9 protein-coding genes are annotated in these 14,789 nt (G+C 61.9%); 7 read left to right on the plus strand and 2 right to left on the minus strand.

What is annotated here, in order from left to right:
* Nucleotides 1–142: 142 nt before the first annotated feature.
* Nucleotides 143–955 (minus strand): exodeoxyribonuclease III, encoded by an 813-nt coding sequence (gene xthA / locus BMZ10_RS02560; protein WP_093458479.1) that lies wholly within the window; start codon nucleotides 953–955, stop codon nucleotides 143–145.
* 223 nt (nucleotides 956–1,178) lie between these two features.
* Between xthA and BMZ10_RS02565 the strand changes: the two genes are divergently transcribed.
* The 3 genes from BMZ10_RS02565 to BMZ10_RS02575 all read left to right on the plus strand — a co-directional run bounded on the left by BMZ10_RS02565 (nucleotide 1,179) and on the right by BMZ10_RS02575 (nucleotide 7,316).
* On the plus strand, nucleotides 1,179–1,829 hold the full coding sequence (locus tag BMZ10_RS02565) for a GNAT family N-acetyltransferase (RefSeq protein WP_093459921.1): 651 nt from the start codon (nucleotides 1,179–1,181) through the stop codon (nucleotides 1,827–1,829).
* 67 nt (nucleotides 1,830–1,896) lie between these two features.
* Nucleotides 1,897–3,627, plus strand: coding sequence for an autotransporter assembly complex protein TamA (locus BMZ10_RS02570; protein WP_093458480.1), 1,731 nt, complete (start codon nucleotides 1,897–1,899; stop codon nucleotides 3,625–3,627).
* Nucleotides 3,628–3,638: 11 nt separating this feature from the next.
* Entirely contained in the window at nucleotides 3,639–7,316 is a 3,678-nt protein-coding gene (locus BMZ10_RS02575; protein WP_093459924.1) for a translocation/assembly module TamB domain-containing protein, read from the plus strand.
* 127 nt (nucleotides 7,317–7,443) lie between these two features.
* On the opposite strand, the gene BMZ10_RS02580 is transcribed toward BMZ10_RS02575, so the two are convergent.
* Entirely contained in the window at nucleotides 7,444–8,439 is a 996-nt protein-coding gene (locus BMZ10_RS02580; RefSeq protein WP_093458481.1) for an aldo/keto reductase, read from the minus strand.
* A gap of 123 nt (nucleotides 8,440–8,562) precedes the next feature.
* Between BMZ10_RS02580 and BMZ10_RS02585 the strand changes: the two genes are divergently transcribed.
* The 4 genes from BMZ10_RS02585 to BMZ10_RS02600 all read left to right on the plus strand — a co-directional run bounded on the left by BMZ10_RS02585 (nucleotide 8,563) and on the right by BMZ10_RS02600 (nucleotide 14,715).
* Complete coding sequence (locus BMZ10_RS02585; RefSeq protein WP_093458482.1) at nucleotides 8,563–9,486, plus strand: LysR family transcriptional regulator; 924 nt, start codon at nucleotides 8,563–8,565, stop codon at nucleotides 9,484–9,486.
* A gap of 94 nt (nucleotides 9,487–9,580) precedes the next feature.
* On the plus strand, nucleotides 9,581–10,081 hold the full coding sequence (gene tpx, locus BMZ10_RS02590; RefSeq protein WP_093458483.1) for a thiol peroxidase: 501 nt from the start codon (nucleotides 9,581–9,583) through the stop codon (nucleotides 10,079–10,081).
* A 195-nt stretch (nucleotides 10,082–10,276) separates the two neighbouring features.
* Nucleotides 10,277–11,623: an MdtA/MuxA family multidrug efflux RND transporter periplasmic adaptor subunit gene (locus tag BMZ10_RS02595; RefSeq protein WP_093459927.1), complete on the plus strand. Its 1,347-nt coding sequence runs from the start codon at nucleotides 10,277–10,279 to the stop codon at nucleotides 11,621–11,623.
* Entirely contained in the window at nucleotides 11,620–14,715 is a 3,096-nt protein-coding gene (locus tag BMZ10_RS02600) for an MdtB/MuxB family multidrug efflux RND transporter permease subunit (RefSeq protein ID WP_093458484.1), read from the plus strand. Before BMZ10_RS02595 ends, BMZ10_RS02600 begins: the two co-directional genes overlap by 4 nt.
* Nucleotides 14,716–14,789: the final 74 nt, after the last annotated feature.

Here is a 14,789-nt window from a genome sequence, read left to right on the forward strand (position 1 = left end):
AAGTCGCCGGAGAATAAGACAGATGAATGACAGTCATGTGACGGGCACGGGCTCGCTGAGACCGGTTCAACGCCTCAGCTCATCGGCGGCAGCATTCCGGGCCCGCCACTGCCGAAGAGCCGTGTTGATGCAGTCAGCCTGCTTATTCGAGTTCGAGCCAGATGGGCGCGTGGTCCGATGGTTTTTCCATCGCACGCAGGTCGTAATCGACACCGGCCGCCTTGATGCGCGGTTGCAGTCCGTGGGAGGCCAGAATCAGGTCGATGCGCAGCCCGCGCTTGGGCTCGTCCTCGAAACCGCGGCTGCGGTAGTCGAACCAGCTGAACTGATCGATCACTTCCGGGTACAAGTGGCGGAAGCTGTCAACCAGCCCCCAGTTTTTGAGCTTGGCCATCCACTCGCGCTCTTCCGGCAGGAAACTGCACTTGCCGGTTTTCAGCCAGCGTTTGGCGTTGTCCGGACCGATGCCGATGTCGCTGTCCTCGGGAGAAATGTTCACGTCACCCATGACCACCAGTGGCTGGTCGTTGCTGAAACGGGTTTCCAGCAACTGCTGCAGGTCGGCATAAAAGCGTAGCTTGGCGGGAAACTTGGTAGGGTGGTCGCGGCTTTCACCCTGCGGAAAATATCCGTTCATCACGGTGACCGGCAGGCCGTTGCGGTCGGCGAACGTGCCCCAGATAAAACGCCGCTGGGCTTCCTCATCGTCCGTGTCGAAACCCTTGTGCAACGAGATCGGCGGCTGGCGCGACAGCAAAGCGACGCCGTAGTGGCCTTTCTGGCCGTGGAAGTGCACGTGATAGCCCAGCGCTTCGATTTCTGCCTGCGGAAACTGATCATCCGAGACCTTGGTTTCCTGCAGGCCGATGACGTCGGGCTGGTGTTTTTCGATCAGCGCCGCCAGCTGATGCGGACGGGCACGCAGACCGTTGATGTTAAAAGACACAATTTTCATAGGCGGCAGTCCTGGCAAAAACAAAAAGCGATGCTAGCCGACCTGCCTGCCAACGGCCAGCGCCAACGTACACCGATGCCGCTGGCGCCGGCTGCTACGCTCTGGAAACGGGGTGAAAACTCATGGGAACTGCGCTGGCGGGCCGCCACTCGAACGCTGTACAGCATGATCCCGAGCGGCCGCACCGGGGCGTATCTGAAGGGACCATTCCATGCCTGAATCCATGCCTCATTCTTCCAGCGTCACGGCTGAAATCCGCCAGCTCGACAGTGGTTATTCCCGCGAAGCACGTTCGTTGCTCTACCACGCCTACCGGCAGGAGCCGAGTTTTGGCTACCTGTTCGAGTCTGGACGCTCGGGCTACGAGCATCGGGTTCGGGCGACGATACGCGAACTGGTCAAACAGCATTTTCTGCAGGACATGCCGGCCTTGGGTCTGTTCGTCGAGGACCGCCTGATCGGCGTTGCCCTCATTGCGCCACCTCAGCGGCGGCTGGGCATTACCGAGAGTTGGGCCTGGCGTCTGCGCATGGTGATGAGCACCGGCCTGCGCTGCACTCAGCGCTATCTGGATTACTACCATTCGGTGCTCGCCTGCCTGCCGTCCGAAGCGGTGCATGTGTTGCCGTTGATGGGCGTGCACCCCGATTATCAGGGTCAGCACTTCGGCGAGCAGCTGCTGAAAGCGTTGCACGACTGGTGTGCCGTCGACGAGCACTCACAGGGCATCGTGCTCGACACGGGAAATGGCCATTATCTCGAGTTCTACAAACGACACGGTTACGAGGAAATCGGTGAAGTCGCTGTAGGACCTATCCGAGAGCACGTTTTTTTCCACCCAAATCCTCAGGTTTCACTGGGTTCGATGGCTTGACCTGCGCACGTTTCCCTCCATCCGCGGGCTGCAGCCGTTCCCGCAGCTCGTGTTAGCATCCGCGCCTATGACGTTTTTCCATCGATTTACCAGTGGTTTTCTCCTGATGTTCTCCAGCTGCGCAGCGTTCGCCGATGCCCAGCTGGATGTGCGGATCAAGCCTGCCAATGCGGCGCTCAAATCCAATATCGAAGGGTATGTGGGCACGTTGGGCGAGCGCGACGAGCAGGCCCTCGAGCGCTTCAGTGTCGGCGCCGTCGAGCAGGCGCAAAAGGCCGCCCAGGCATTGGGTTACTACCAGGCCCGGATTGACAGCGAAGTCACCCACGCCGACAAAAACCTGCACCTGGTTCTCAACGTTCAGGCTGGCGAACCCGTTCACTTGCGTAACGTCGTCGTGCGCATCGAGGGGCCTGCCAGTCAGCTCAAGGCTTTCCGCGTGCCCAGGAGCGATGTGCTCAGACCCGGCGCGGTGCTCAATCATGGCCACTACGAGGACGCCAAGCACCTGATCCAGAATCAGGCCGCGCGCTACGGCTTTTTCAAGGGACGTTTCGTCACTCAGCGGCTGTCGGTCGACCCCCGCGCCGGTGTCGCCGATATCGAACTGATCTACGACAGCGGTCCGCGTTTTTCGCTGGGCAAAGTGTCGTTCAGTGGCGACGCGCCGTTCGACGAGGACCTGCTGCAGCGCATGGTGCCGTTCAAACAGGACACGCCTTACGATTCCGAGCTGATTGCCGAGCTCAACCAGGCAATGCAGTCCAGCGGGTATTTCGAAGGCGTGCGGGTGAATGCCTCGCCCACCGATGCGCAGGGTCAGGTCATCCCGGTGGACGTTCAGTTGCAGACACGCAAACCCCGCACCATGGGGCTCGGTGTCGGCTACTCCACTGACGTGGGGCCCAGGGTCAAGGCCAACTGGACGCGACACTGGGTCAATCCGCAGGGTCACAGTTACGGCGCCGAGGCCGAGGTTTCAGCGCCACGGCAGAACGTCGGGCTGTTCTATGACATCCCGCTCGATCCGCCGCTGACTGACAAACTGCGCTTCGCCGGCGGCTATCAATATGAAGAAATTGCCGACACCGACAGCCTGAGCAAATTGCTGACGGTCGGCCCTGAATGGCACAGCAAGCTGCCCAGCGGCTGGGAGCGGGTCATCTCCCTGAAGTGGCAACGAGAGGAATACCGGCTGGGCGATGATTCGGGTCTGAGCACCTTGCTCATGCCCGGCATCAGTTACGCCTACCTGCGCAGCGACAACCGTATCGATCCGCACAACGGCTATCGCCTGCAGTTCGATACGCAAGTGGCCAAGGAGGGACTTGGCTCCGACGCCAACATCGTGCACAGCACGGCACTGGTCAAAGGCCTGACTACGCTGGCGCAGAACCATCGTCTTCTGGGCCGTCTTCAGGTGGGAGGCACCGCCACCAACGGTTACAAATCCATTCCGCCGTCACTGCGATTTTTTGCCGGTGGGGACCAGAGCGTGCGCGGCTATGACTATCAATCGCTGTCGCCGGAGAACTCCGACGGTGACAAGATCGGCGGCCGTTACATGATCGCCGGAAGCGCTGAATACCAGTATTCGATCGCCGAGAAATGGCGCGTCGCGGCCTTCGTCGATCAGGGCAATTCCTTCAATTCGCTGGATTTCCCGAGCCTTAAGACCGGCGTCGGCATTGGTGTTCGCTGGGTTTCTCCGGTCGGGCCGCTGCGCCTGGACCTGGCCCATGCGCTGGATGATGAGGGCGGCATTCGTCTGCATTTCTCGATGGGACCTGAATTGTGACGAACAAGGTTTTGGCAAAACGTATCGCCGTCATCGTGGCAGCGACTTTACTGACCCTGCTGCTGCTGATCACGCTGGCGCTGGGGTTACTGCTGGGTACCCAGTCAGGCAGTCGCTGGGCATTGGGCCTGGTGCCGGGCCTCGAACTCGAAAACTTCGCCGGGCACCTCGGCGGCCAGTGGCAAGCTGACCGGCTGATCTGGCAGCAGGGGGAGAGTCGGGTCGAAGTCGATGCGCCGGTGTTCGACTGGTCGCCGTCCTGCCTGACCCGCATGACGCTGTGCATCGACACCTTGCAGGCTGGCGATGTCCGTCTGCATTTCGCGCCCTCCAGCGCTGAGCAGAGCAGTGGGCCCATCACATTGCCGGATCTGAAACTGCCGCTGGCCATCGAACTGGGGCGTGTACAGGTCGGCAGCCTGTACCTGGAGGATTCCGAGCAGGTCCGTGACCTGCAATTGGTCGCGCACTGGACGGCTGACGGGCTGAAGATCGATACGCTGCACGCGCAACGTGACGACATCGTGCTGGACCTGGCAGGACTGCTCAAACCTGGCGGCGACTGGCCGCTGACGGCGCAGGGGCAAGTGAAGCTGCCCGATATCAGTGGTCAGCCGCTGTCCCTGGCACTGAACATCGAGGGCGATCTGCTCAAGACCTTGCAACTGAATGCCCGCAGCAGCGGCTATCTCGACGCCACGCTGGTAGGGCAATTGCAGCCGTTGGTGACCGACCTGCCGGCTGAAGTGACGATTTCCAGCGACGGGTTCAAGCCGGCACCCGACCTGCCCGACACGCTGCAACTCAACCACTTGACGCTCAACGCCAAGGGCGACCTGGCCAGCGGCTATTCAATTCTTGGCAACGCCAGCCTGCCCGCCGAGCAAGGGCCGATTGCCCTGACATTACAAGGTCGGGTTGACGGCAAAGGCGCGCAGATCAAAGCGCTGGACCTGACCGCCAGCGCCGACCAGCTTCTCGAGCTCAGTGCGGATGTTGACTGGCAGACGGGCCTGACCGCCAACGCCCGTGTCGACTGGCTGGATTTCCCTTGGCACCGTCTGTATCCGGTGATCGACGAGCCGCAAGTGAGCATTCATACCTTCAAAGGTGAAGTGTCCTACACCGATGGCAAATACCTGGGCAATTTTGCCGGTGACTTCAAAGGACCTGCTGGCCCTTTTACCCTGCAAAGCCCGTTCAGCGGCGACTTGCAACAGGTGTTTCTGCCCCAGCTGGAACTGGCGGCCGGGCAGGGCAAAGCCAGCGGTTTTCTGAAACTGCAGTTCGCGGACGGTGTTGCCTGGGACACCGCGCTCGACCTCAGCGCCATCGATCCGGCGTTCTGGCTGGCCGAGCTGCCGGGGTCACTGGCCGGTCCGTTGCGCAGTCAGGGCGCCTTCAGGAATGAGCAGTTGAGCCTGAACGCCGATCTGAACCTCAAGGGCCGCTTGCGAGGCCAGCCCGCCGTGCTGCAGGCCAAAGCGGACGGGGCGGCGGACAAATGGAATGTCACTGCGCTGGACATTCGTCTGGGCGACAACCGCATCAACGGTTCGGGCACCCTGCAACAGAAGTTGCTTGGGCAACTGGACCTGAATCTGCCGCGTCTCGGACAGCTCTGGCCGGGCCTGCAAGGGCAGGTCAAAGGTGGCCTGGATCTGGCCGGCACGCTTCAGGCGCCGCAAGGGCAACTGAATCTGCAGGGCGCTCGACTGGCTTATGAGACCCATCAGTTACAGAGCCTGAACCTTGCCGCCAGGCTGGACAGCGCCCAGCGTGGCAACCTGGATCTGAACGTCCGGGGCATCCAGACGGGCGACACCGCGCTGGGCAACCTGAACGTCGATGGCTCGGGCGATATCAAGCGTCAGCAAGTCCAACTGGATCTTCAAGGCCCGCTGCTGAAACTGGCGCTGGCCCTCGACGGAAATCTGGACAAAGGCAATTGGCGAGGCCGTCTCGCCAGCGGCGACATTCAGAGCGGTGGTCAGAACTGGAGGCTCCAGCAGCCGGCGAAACTGGAGCGGCTGGCCGATGGCAAGGTCAATTTCGGTGCGCACTGCTGGACCTCCGGCCCTGCCAGTCTGTGCGGCGAAGATCAACGGCTGATGCCGGATCCGCGCCTGCGTTATCACCTCAAGCAATTTCCGCTGGACAGCCTCGCGCAGTGGCTGCCCAAGGATTTCGCCTGGAAAGGCGCGCTCAATGCCGATGTTCAGCTCGACTTGCCTGCCTCGGGGCCCAACGGGCAGATCGTCATCGATGCCAGCGGTGGCACGCTGCGGGTGAAGGACAAAACCCAATGGGTCGACTTCCCCTACGACACGCTCAAGCTGAGCAGCACCCTGACGCCGAAAAAGGTCGACAGCAGCCTCGATTTTCGTGGCGGCAAGCTGGGGCAGTTGTTGGCGCGTCTGAGCATTGATCCCGTCGCCAAGGCTAAACCGGTCAGCGGCACGTTCAATCTGAGTGGCCTGGATGTGTCGGTGGCGCGTCCGTTCGTGCCCATGGTGGAAAAACTCAACGGCAAGCTCAACGGCGACGGGCGCATCTCCGGCACGCTGCTGGCGCCCCAGATCAACGGCAACGTGGTCCTGAGCGAGGGCGAAGTGTCGGGCCCGGAGTTGCCGGTCAGTCTGGAGAAGCTCAATCTGCAGGCGCTGATCGATGGCGAAAGCGTGCAGCTTAAGGGCAACTGGACCAGCGGGCCGACCGGGCAGGGCAGTCTGGCGGGTCAGGTGGCATGGGGGCAGGCGCTGGATGTGGACGTCCGTTTGCAGGGCTCCAGGCTGCCGATCACGGTGGAGCCCTACGCCAAGCTGGAAGCAGCGCCGGACCTGAAAATCACCCTGCAGGGCGATCGTCTGGCAGTGTCGGGCAAAGTGCTGATTCCCAAAGGCGATATCACCGTGCGGCAGTTGCCGCCCTCCACGGTCAAGGTGTCGGATGACACGGTTATCGTCGGCGAGCAGACGAAACAGGGCCAGCCGCCCATGGCGATCGCGATGGACGTCAACGTGGAAGTGGGCCAGGACAAGCTCGGTTTCAGCGGCTTCGGCCTGACCGCCAATCTGGCAGGGCACGTGCACATCGGCGATAACCTCGACACCCGCGGCGAACTCAACCTTAACGATGGGCGCTACCGGGCCTACGGTCAGCGTCTGACGATCCGCAAGGCGCGGCTGCTGTTCGCCGGGCCTATCGATCAGCCGTATCTGGACATCGAGGCGATCCGCCAGACCGACGACATCATCGCCGGCATCCGCCTGAGCGGCAGCGCCGAGCAGCCGACCACCACAGTGTTTTCGGAACCGGCCATGAGTCAGGAGCAGGCGCTTTCGTACCTGGTGCTGGGGCGACCGTTGAGCACCACCGGCGAGGACAACAACATGATGGCGCAGGCGGCATTGGCGCTGGGGCTGGCCGGCGGGTCGTCGACCGCCGGCAAACTCGCGTCGGACCTGGGGATCAAAGACTTCGAGCTGGACACGTCGGGCAGCGGCGACAAGACCGCGGTCGTCGCCAGCGGCAAGATCACCGACAAGCTCAGCTTGCGGTATGGCGTAGGCGTATTCGAGCCCGCCAATACCATCGCGCTGCGTTACCTGTTGAGCAAGAAGGTGTACCTGGAAGCGGCGAGCGGCGTCGCCAGTTCGCTGGATATTTTCTACAAGCGAGATTTTTAGCAGCGGTATACGGCAGTGGGGGCACAGGCCCATGCGTGTCTGCGCAGCTGCCGGTCGGTCATGCTCACTGATCGAACCGGTCGCTGCGCGGACACGCGCGTGCCAGCTGCAGGTTAATGCGCGGGGGTTATCCGTTGACCAGTTTCAGGCCCGATTCCGGGTATCGACCACCGGCAACGGCGGCCACCGGGAACAGGTCTCTCAACGCCTTCAGCTCCGCCGGGCTGAGTGTGACTTGCAGTGCCGCGACATTCTCCTGCAGGTATTTACGCTGCTTGGTGCCCGGGATCGGGATGACATCGCTGCCTTGCGCCAACACCCACGCCAGCGCCAGTTGCCCGGCGGTGATGCCTTTGTCGGCCGCCAGTTGCTGAACCTTCTCCACCAGCAACAGGTTCTTGCCGAAGTTTTCCCCCTGAAAGCGTGGGCTGCTGCGGCGGTAGTCATCGGCGGCGAAGTCATCGGGGCTCTTCAGCGTCCCGGTCAGGAAGCCACGTCCCAAAGGGCTGTAAGGCACGAAAGCGATGCCCAGACGACGGCAGGTTTCCAGCGCGCCGTTTTCCTCTGGCTCACGGCTCCAGAGGGAATACTCGGTCTGTAACGCGGCGATCGGGTGGACTTTGTGCGCGCGCTCAAGCGTCGCGGCCGAAGCCTCACTCAGGCCCAGATAACGCACCTTGCCGGCCTTGACCAGTTCGGCCATGGCACCGACTGACTCTTCGATAGCGATATTGGGGTCGATGCGGTGCTGGTAATACAGGTCGAGAGTATCGATCTTCAGCCGCTGCAAGGTGCCATCGATGGCCGCCCTGATGTACTCGGGGCTGCCGTTGACGCCACGCGCACCCGCATCGCCGGGAGTGCGGACGATGCCGAACTTGCTGGCGATGAAGGCCTGATCGCGTTTGCCGGCCAGGGCCTCGCCGAGCAACTGTTCGTTGGTATGGGGACCGTACATGTCGGCGGTGTCGAACAGCGTGACGCCCAGCTCCAGCGCCTGGTGCACCGTCGCGATGGCCTCTTTGGTATCGCCGCCGGTGGTGTAAAAGTCGGTCATGCCCATGCAGCCGAGGCCGAGTGCGGAGACCTGCGGTCCATTCTTGCCCAGTTGACGCGTCTGCATAATGGATTTCCTTGTGGTATTGAGAAGAACACTATTCTTGCCGCTCGACAGCAGGGTGATAAACCGGCTAAAAGTGCTTTCACTATTGGCAATATCTAAATAATCAGGACCAATGGCACGGTTATGGATAAATTCAACGCCATGCGCGCCTTCACGCGCATCGTCGAGCTGGGCGGCTTCGCCCGAGCGGCGGACAGCCTGCACATGCCACGCGCCTCGGTGACCATCCTCATCAAACAACTGGAAGCGCACTTGGGCGTTCAATTGCTGATGCGCACCACCCGACAGGTCACGCCGACGCTCGATGGTCAGGCGTATTACCAGCGCTGCGTCAGCCTGCTCAACGACCTGGACGACGCCGAGTCGGTCTTCTCCACGGTCGCCAAGGCTCCCGAAGGTGTGCTGCGTGTCGATATGCCCGCCGGGTTCGGTCGGCTGATCATCATGCCGATGTTGCCTGAGTTCACCGAGCGCTACCCAAGGCTGGAGCTCGAAGTGGGGATGTCGGACCGCCCGGTGGACCTGATTCGCGAGGGCTTCGATTGCGTGGTGCGCGGCGGACAGCCACTGGATCACTCGCTGGTGGCTCGGCCGCTGGCGCAGATGCGTCAGGTGGTGTGCGCCAGCCCTGCGTATCTGCAGCGCCGTGGCACGCCCCGAACGCTGGACGACCTCGGCGAGCACACCGTCATCGAGTACTTTTCAGCCACCACGAACAAGCGCTATGGTCTGGAATTCGTCGTCAACGGCAAGAACCAGGAACTGGAGCTGCCGAAAAGTCTGGCGACCAACAGTGCCGATGGTTATCTGGCGGCATGCAGTGCCGGCTATGGCCTGGTGCAGACCCCGTACTACCATGCCGCCGACGCACTGCGCCGCCAGGAACTGATCGAAGTGCTGGGCGACTACCCGCAACCGCTGCTGCCGTTGACCGCGCTGTATCCGGCTCATCGCCAGATGTCGCGCAGGGTGCGGGTGTTCGTCGACTGGCTGGTGGAACTGTGCGCGCGGCCCGGTTTGCTCGACAAACGCGGGGGCGAGCGCTGAACCTGACAACTAATTCATGTATACCCGTAGGTCGCTAACCGCTTTCGTGGTTAACTTCCGGCTTTCCCGCAACCTCAGAATAAGGACTCAGCTCATGGCTCAAGTGACTCGTAGAGGCTCCCCGGTACAAATCAGTGGCGAGCTGCCAACCGTCGGCAGCAAGGCGCCGGCGTTCAAACTGGTCGGCGGCGATCTGGCGGACGTGACCCTGGAAAGCTTTGCCGGCAAGCGCAAAGTGTTGAACATCTTCCCAAGCGTCGACACCCCGACGTGCGCCACTTCCGTGCGCAAATTCAACGCCCAGGCCAATGACCTGAACAACGCGGTCGTGCTGTGCATCTCCGCCGACCTGCCGTTCGCCCAGGCACGTTTCTGCGGTGCCGAAGGCCTGGAGAACGTGAAGAACCTGTCGACCATGCGCGGCGCCGAGTTCATGGAAAACTACGGTGTGGCCATTGCGGATGGCCCGATGGTCGGTCTGACGACCCGCGCGGTGGTCGTGCTGGATGAAAACGACAACGTGCTGCACGCTGAACTCGTGCCGGAGATTGGTCAGGAGCCAAACTACGACGCAGCACTGGCGGTATTGAAGTAAGTTGTCCTCTGCGTATCGCCGTTAAACCCGGCAATACCCGGCAACATTTAAGCGGCCTGACTCGTTCAGGCCGTTTTTCATTTGCACGTCAGCACCTTATCCAAAGTAAGCACTCGGTAAATTGCCGGTAAAGGCTCTTTGCTTGGCACGTAACTATGCTTATTGTTCAGCCTCCCGAAGACGCTCACGCGCACACTGGTTGACTTATTCATGCAATCGTCTGGTTCTCGTAATTCCCGTCGCTGGCTGATCAGCCTGTTGGTCCTGTTGATTGTCGCTGCCCTGTGCTGGCATTTCTGGCCCGGTTCCACCGCGCCTTCGGACGCTTCAGCGCAAAAAAGCGAACAGGCCCACAAAGGCGCCAGCCGCAGCGGCGGTGCCGGGAAAGTCGTTTCTCAGCGGCCCGGCTTTGGCGGCTCGACCGGTCCTGTGCCGGTACGCGTGGCGACCGCCACCACCGGTGATTTCCCGATCTATTACAAAGCGCTCGGCACCGTCACGGCGTTGAACACCATCAACGTGCGCAGCCGCGTGGCGGGCGAACTGGTCAAGATCAACTTCCAGGAAGGGCAGCAGGTCAAGGCTGGCGACCTGCTGGCAGTCATCGACCCGCGCAGCTACCAGATCGCCCTGCAACAGGCCGAAGGCACGCTGATGCAGAACCAGGCGCTGCTCAAGAATGCGCAGATCGACGTACAGCGTTATCGGGACCTGTACAAAGAAGACAGCATCGCCAAACAGACCCTGGACACCGCCGAGTCGCTGGTGGGTCAGTATCAGGGCACCATCAAGAGCAATCAGGCAGCGGTCGGCGATGCCCGACTGAACCTGGATTTCACCAAAATCCGCGCGCCGATCTCCGGGCGCATCGGCCTGCGCCAGCTGGACGTCGGCAACCTCGTGGCCGCCAACGACACGACCGCGCTCGCCGTGATCACCCAGACCAAGCCGATCACGGTCAACTTCACGCTGCCGGAAAAGGACCTCGCCGATGTCATTGGCCGCTACCGAAGCGGCGCCAGGCTGCCGGTCGAAGCCTGGGACCGTGGCGATGTGAAGCTGCAGGCCAACGGTGTTCTGGCGAGCATCGACAACCAGATCGACATCACCACCGGAACACTGAAGTTCAAGGCGCGGTTCGACAACGACGACGAAACCCTGTTTCCCAACCAGTTCGTCAACGCGCGTCTGCTGGCCAATACGCTCAAGGGCGTGGTGCTGGTGCCGACGGCTGCCGTGCAGTTCGGTGTCGATGGCACCTTCGTTTACGTGATGGACGGCGACAAGACAGTGCGCATCCGCTCGCTCAAGACCGGCCCGGGTGACGAAAACTCGACGGTGATCACCCAAGGCCTTGCCGCGGGCGACCGCGTTGTGCTGGAGGGCACGGACCGTCTCAAGGACGGCAGCGCCGTTGAAGTGGTCAACGACAGCAAGGACGTGCCGACTACCCCGGGTGGCAAACTGCAGGGCCAGCCGGCCAAAGACAAGGAGTCCGGTGAGTCGGCGGACGCCGCCACCGCGCAGAAAGGCAACGTATGAACCTGTCACGGCTGTTCATCCTTCGGCCTGTCGCCACCACGCTCAGCATGCTCGCCATCGTCCTGGCGGGCCTGATCGCCTACAGCCTGCTGCCGGTGTCGGCCTTGCCTCAGGTGGATTACCCGACCATCCGGGTGATGACGCTGTACCCCGGCGCCAGCCCGCAAGTGATGACCAGTGCCGTGACCGCGCCGCTGGAGCGGCAGTTCGGGCAGATGCCGGGCCTGACGCAGATGGCGTCCACCAGTTCGGGCGGTGCCTCGGTCATCACCCTGCGTTTCAGCCTGGACATCAACATGGATGTCGCCGAGCAGGAAGTCCAGGCCGCGATCAATGGCGCGACGAACCTGCTGCCCACCGATCTGCCCGCTCCGCCGACGTACAACAAGGTCAACCCGGCCGATACGCCGGTGCTGACGCTGGCGATCACCTCGAAAACCATGTTGTTGCCCAAACTCAACGACCTGGTCGACACGCGCATGGCGCAGAAGATCGCGCAGATCAGCGGCGTCGGCATGGTCACCATCGCGGGCGGGCAGCGTCAGGCGGTGCGGATTAAAGTCAATCCGGATGCGCTGGCCGCCAACGGCCTGAATCTGTCGGATGTGCGCACGCTGGTCAGCAATTCCAACGTCAACACGCCCAAGGGTAACTTCGACGGTCCGACCCGGGTGTCGATGCTCGATGCCAACGACCAGCTCAAATCCCCCGAGGAGTACGCCAATCTGATTCTGGCATACAACAATGGCGGTCCGCTGCGGCTCAAGGATGTCGCGCAGATCGTCGATGGCGCGGAGAACGAACGCCTTGCCGCCTGGGCCAATGAGAACCAGGCCGTGCTGCTCAACATTCAGCGTCAGCCGGGTGCCAACGTCATCGAGGTGGTCGACCGCATCAAGGCGCTGCTGCCGAGCATCACCGACAACCTGCCGGCAGGGCTGGATGTGGTGGTGCTGACCGACCGCACGCAGACGATCCGCGCATCGGTCAGCGATGTGCAGCATGAATTGCTGATTTCCATCGTGCTGGTGGTGCTGGTGACGTTCCTGTTCCTGCGCCGTTTCAGCGCCACGATCATTCCGTCGGTCGCGGTGCCGCTGTCGCTGATCGGCACCTTCGGGGTCATGTACCTGGCCGGGTTCTCGGTCAATAACCTCACGTTGATGGCGATGACCATTGCCACCGGGTTCGTGGTCGACGATGCCATTGTGATGCTGGAGAACATTTCCCGGCATCTGGAGGAGGGCGAAACGCCTTTGCAGGCGGCGCTCAAGGGCGCCAGACAAATCGGTTTCACCTTGATTTCGCTGACCATCTCACTGATCGCGGTGCTGATTCCCTTGCTGTTCATGGCTGACGTGGTGGGCCGCCTGTTCCGCGAATTCGCCATCACTCTGGCTGTCGCGATCCTGATTTCACTGGTCGTGTCGCTGACCCTGACGCCGATGATGTGCGCGCGCCTGCTCAAGCGCGAACCCGAGGAGCACCAGCAGGGCCGCTTCTACCATGCCAGTGGCATCTGGATCGACTGGCTGATCGCTGCATACGGACGCAAGTTGCAGTGGGTGCTCAAACACCAGCCGCTGACCCTGCTGATCGCCATCGCCACGCTGGGCGTCACGGTGTTGTTGTACCTGGCGGTGCCCAAAGGCTTCTTCCCGGTGCAGGACACCGGCGTCATTCAGGGCATTTCCGAGGCGCCGCAGTCGGTTTCGTTCAGCTCGATGAGCGAGCGGCAGCAGGCACTGGCGAAGATCATTCTCGAGGATCCGGCGGTGGCCAGCCTGTCGTCCTACATCGGTGTGGACGGCGACAACGCGACGCTCAATAGCGGTCGCATGCTGATCAACCTCAAGCCTCACAATCAGCGCGATGTCACTGCCACCGAGGTGATCCAGCGCTTGCAACCGGAAGTCGATCAGCTGTCGGACATCCGCCTGTTCATGCAACCGGTGCAGGACCTGACCATCGAGGACCGTGTCAGTCGCACGCAGTACCAGTTCAGCATGTCATCGCCGGATGCCGAGCTGCTCAGCCTGTGGAGCGGCAAACTGGTCGATGCGCTGGCGCAGCGCACGGAACTCACGGACGTCGCCAGCGACCTTCAGGACAAAGGCCTACAAGTGTTCCTGAACATCGACCGTGACGCGGCCAGCCGTCTTGGCGTCACCGTGGCCACGATCACCGATGCGCTGTACGACGCATTCGGCCAGCGGCAGATTTCTACCATCTATACCCAGGCGAGCCAGTACCGCGTGGTGCTTCAGGCCGCGTCGGCCAACGATCTCGGACCTCAGGCGCTGGAGCAGATCCACGTCAAAACCACTGACGGCGGGCAGGTCAAGTTGTCGAGCCTGGCGAAGGTCGAACAGCGTCAGGCGCAGCTGGCGATCGCGCACATCGGCCAGTTTCCGGCGGTGATGATGTCCTTCAACCTGGCACCGGGCGTGGCGCTGGGCAAGGCGGTCGAGGTCATCGAGCAGGTGCAGAAGGATATCGGCATGCCGATTGGCGTGCAGACCCAGTTCCAGGGTGCGGCCGAAGCGTTCCAGGCGTCGTTGTCCAGCACGCTGCTGCTGGTGCTGGCAGCGGTGGTCACCATGTACATCGTGCTCGGCGTGCTCTACGAGAGCTACATCCACCCGATCACCATTCTCTCGACCCTGCCGTCGGCGGCCATCGGCGCATTGCTGGCGCTGATCCTGAGCGGCAACGATCTGGGCATGATCGCGATCATCGGCATCATTCTGTTGATCGGTATCGTCAAGAAGAACGCGATCATGATGATCGACTTCGCCCTGGACGCCGAGCGCAACCGCGGCATCGATCCACAGACCGCCATTTACGAAGCCGCGCTGTTGCGCTTCCGCCCCATCCTGATGACCACACTGGCGGCGCTGTTCGGCGCGATCCCGCTGATGTTCGCCAGTGGGTCCGGGGCCGAACTGCGTCAACCGCTGGGTCTGGTGATGGTCGGCGGCCTGTTGGTCAGCCAGGTGCTGACGCTGTTCACCACGCCGGTCATTTATCTGTATTTCGATCGCATGGGACGCAGGTTTCGCCGTTCGGGCAAAGCCGAGGTGGCGGTGTGATGAACAGCCTCACGCTGCAAGCTTCGCATCCTGTACGCGCTGGTGACGGGGCGTTTTCTCGCGGCGTGTCGGCT

Origin of the sequence: Pseudomonas sp. NFR16 (genome assembly GCF_900108875.1) — a bacterium.
Taxonomy (GTDB): Bacteria; Pseudomonadota; Gammaproteobacteria; order Pseudomonadales; family Pseudomonadaceae; genus Aquipseudomonas.

Excerpts from the sequence above, each read along its gene's own strand:
- xthA (WP_093458479.1), bottom strand. The coding sequence starts at position 955 with ATGAAAATTGTGTCTTTTAACATCAACGGTCTGCGTGCCCGTCCGCAT.
- BMZ10_RS02570 (WP_093458480.1), top strand. The coding sequence starts at position 1,897 with ATGACGTTTTTCCATCGATTTACCAGTGGTTTTCTCCTGATGTTCTCC.
- tpx (WP_093458483.1), top strand. The coding sequence starts at position 9,581 with ATGGCTCAAGTGACTCGTAGAGGCTCCCCGGTACAAATCAGTGGCGAG.
- BMZ10_RS02565 (WP_093459921.1), top strand. The coding sequence starts at position 1,179 with ATGCCTCATTCTTCCAGCGTCACGGCTGAAATCCGCCAGCTCGACAGT.
- BMZ10_RS02585 (WP_093458482.1), top strand. The coding sequence starts at position 8,563 with ATGGATAAATTCAACGCCATGCGCGCCTTCACGCGCATCGTCGAGCTG.
- BMZ10_RS02580 (WP_093458481.1), bottom strand. The coding sequence starts at position 8,439 with ATGCAGACGCGTCAACTGGGCAAGAATGGACCGCAGGTCTCCGCACTC.
- BMZ10_RS02600 (WP_093458484.1), top strand. The coding sequence starts at position 11,620 with ATGAACCTGTCACGGCTGTTCATCCTTCGGCCTGTCGCCACCACGCTC.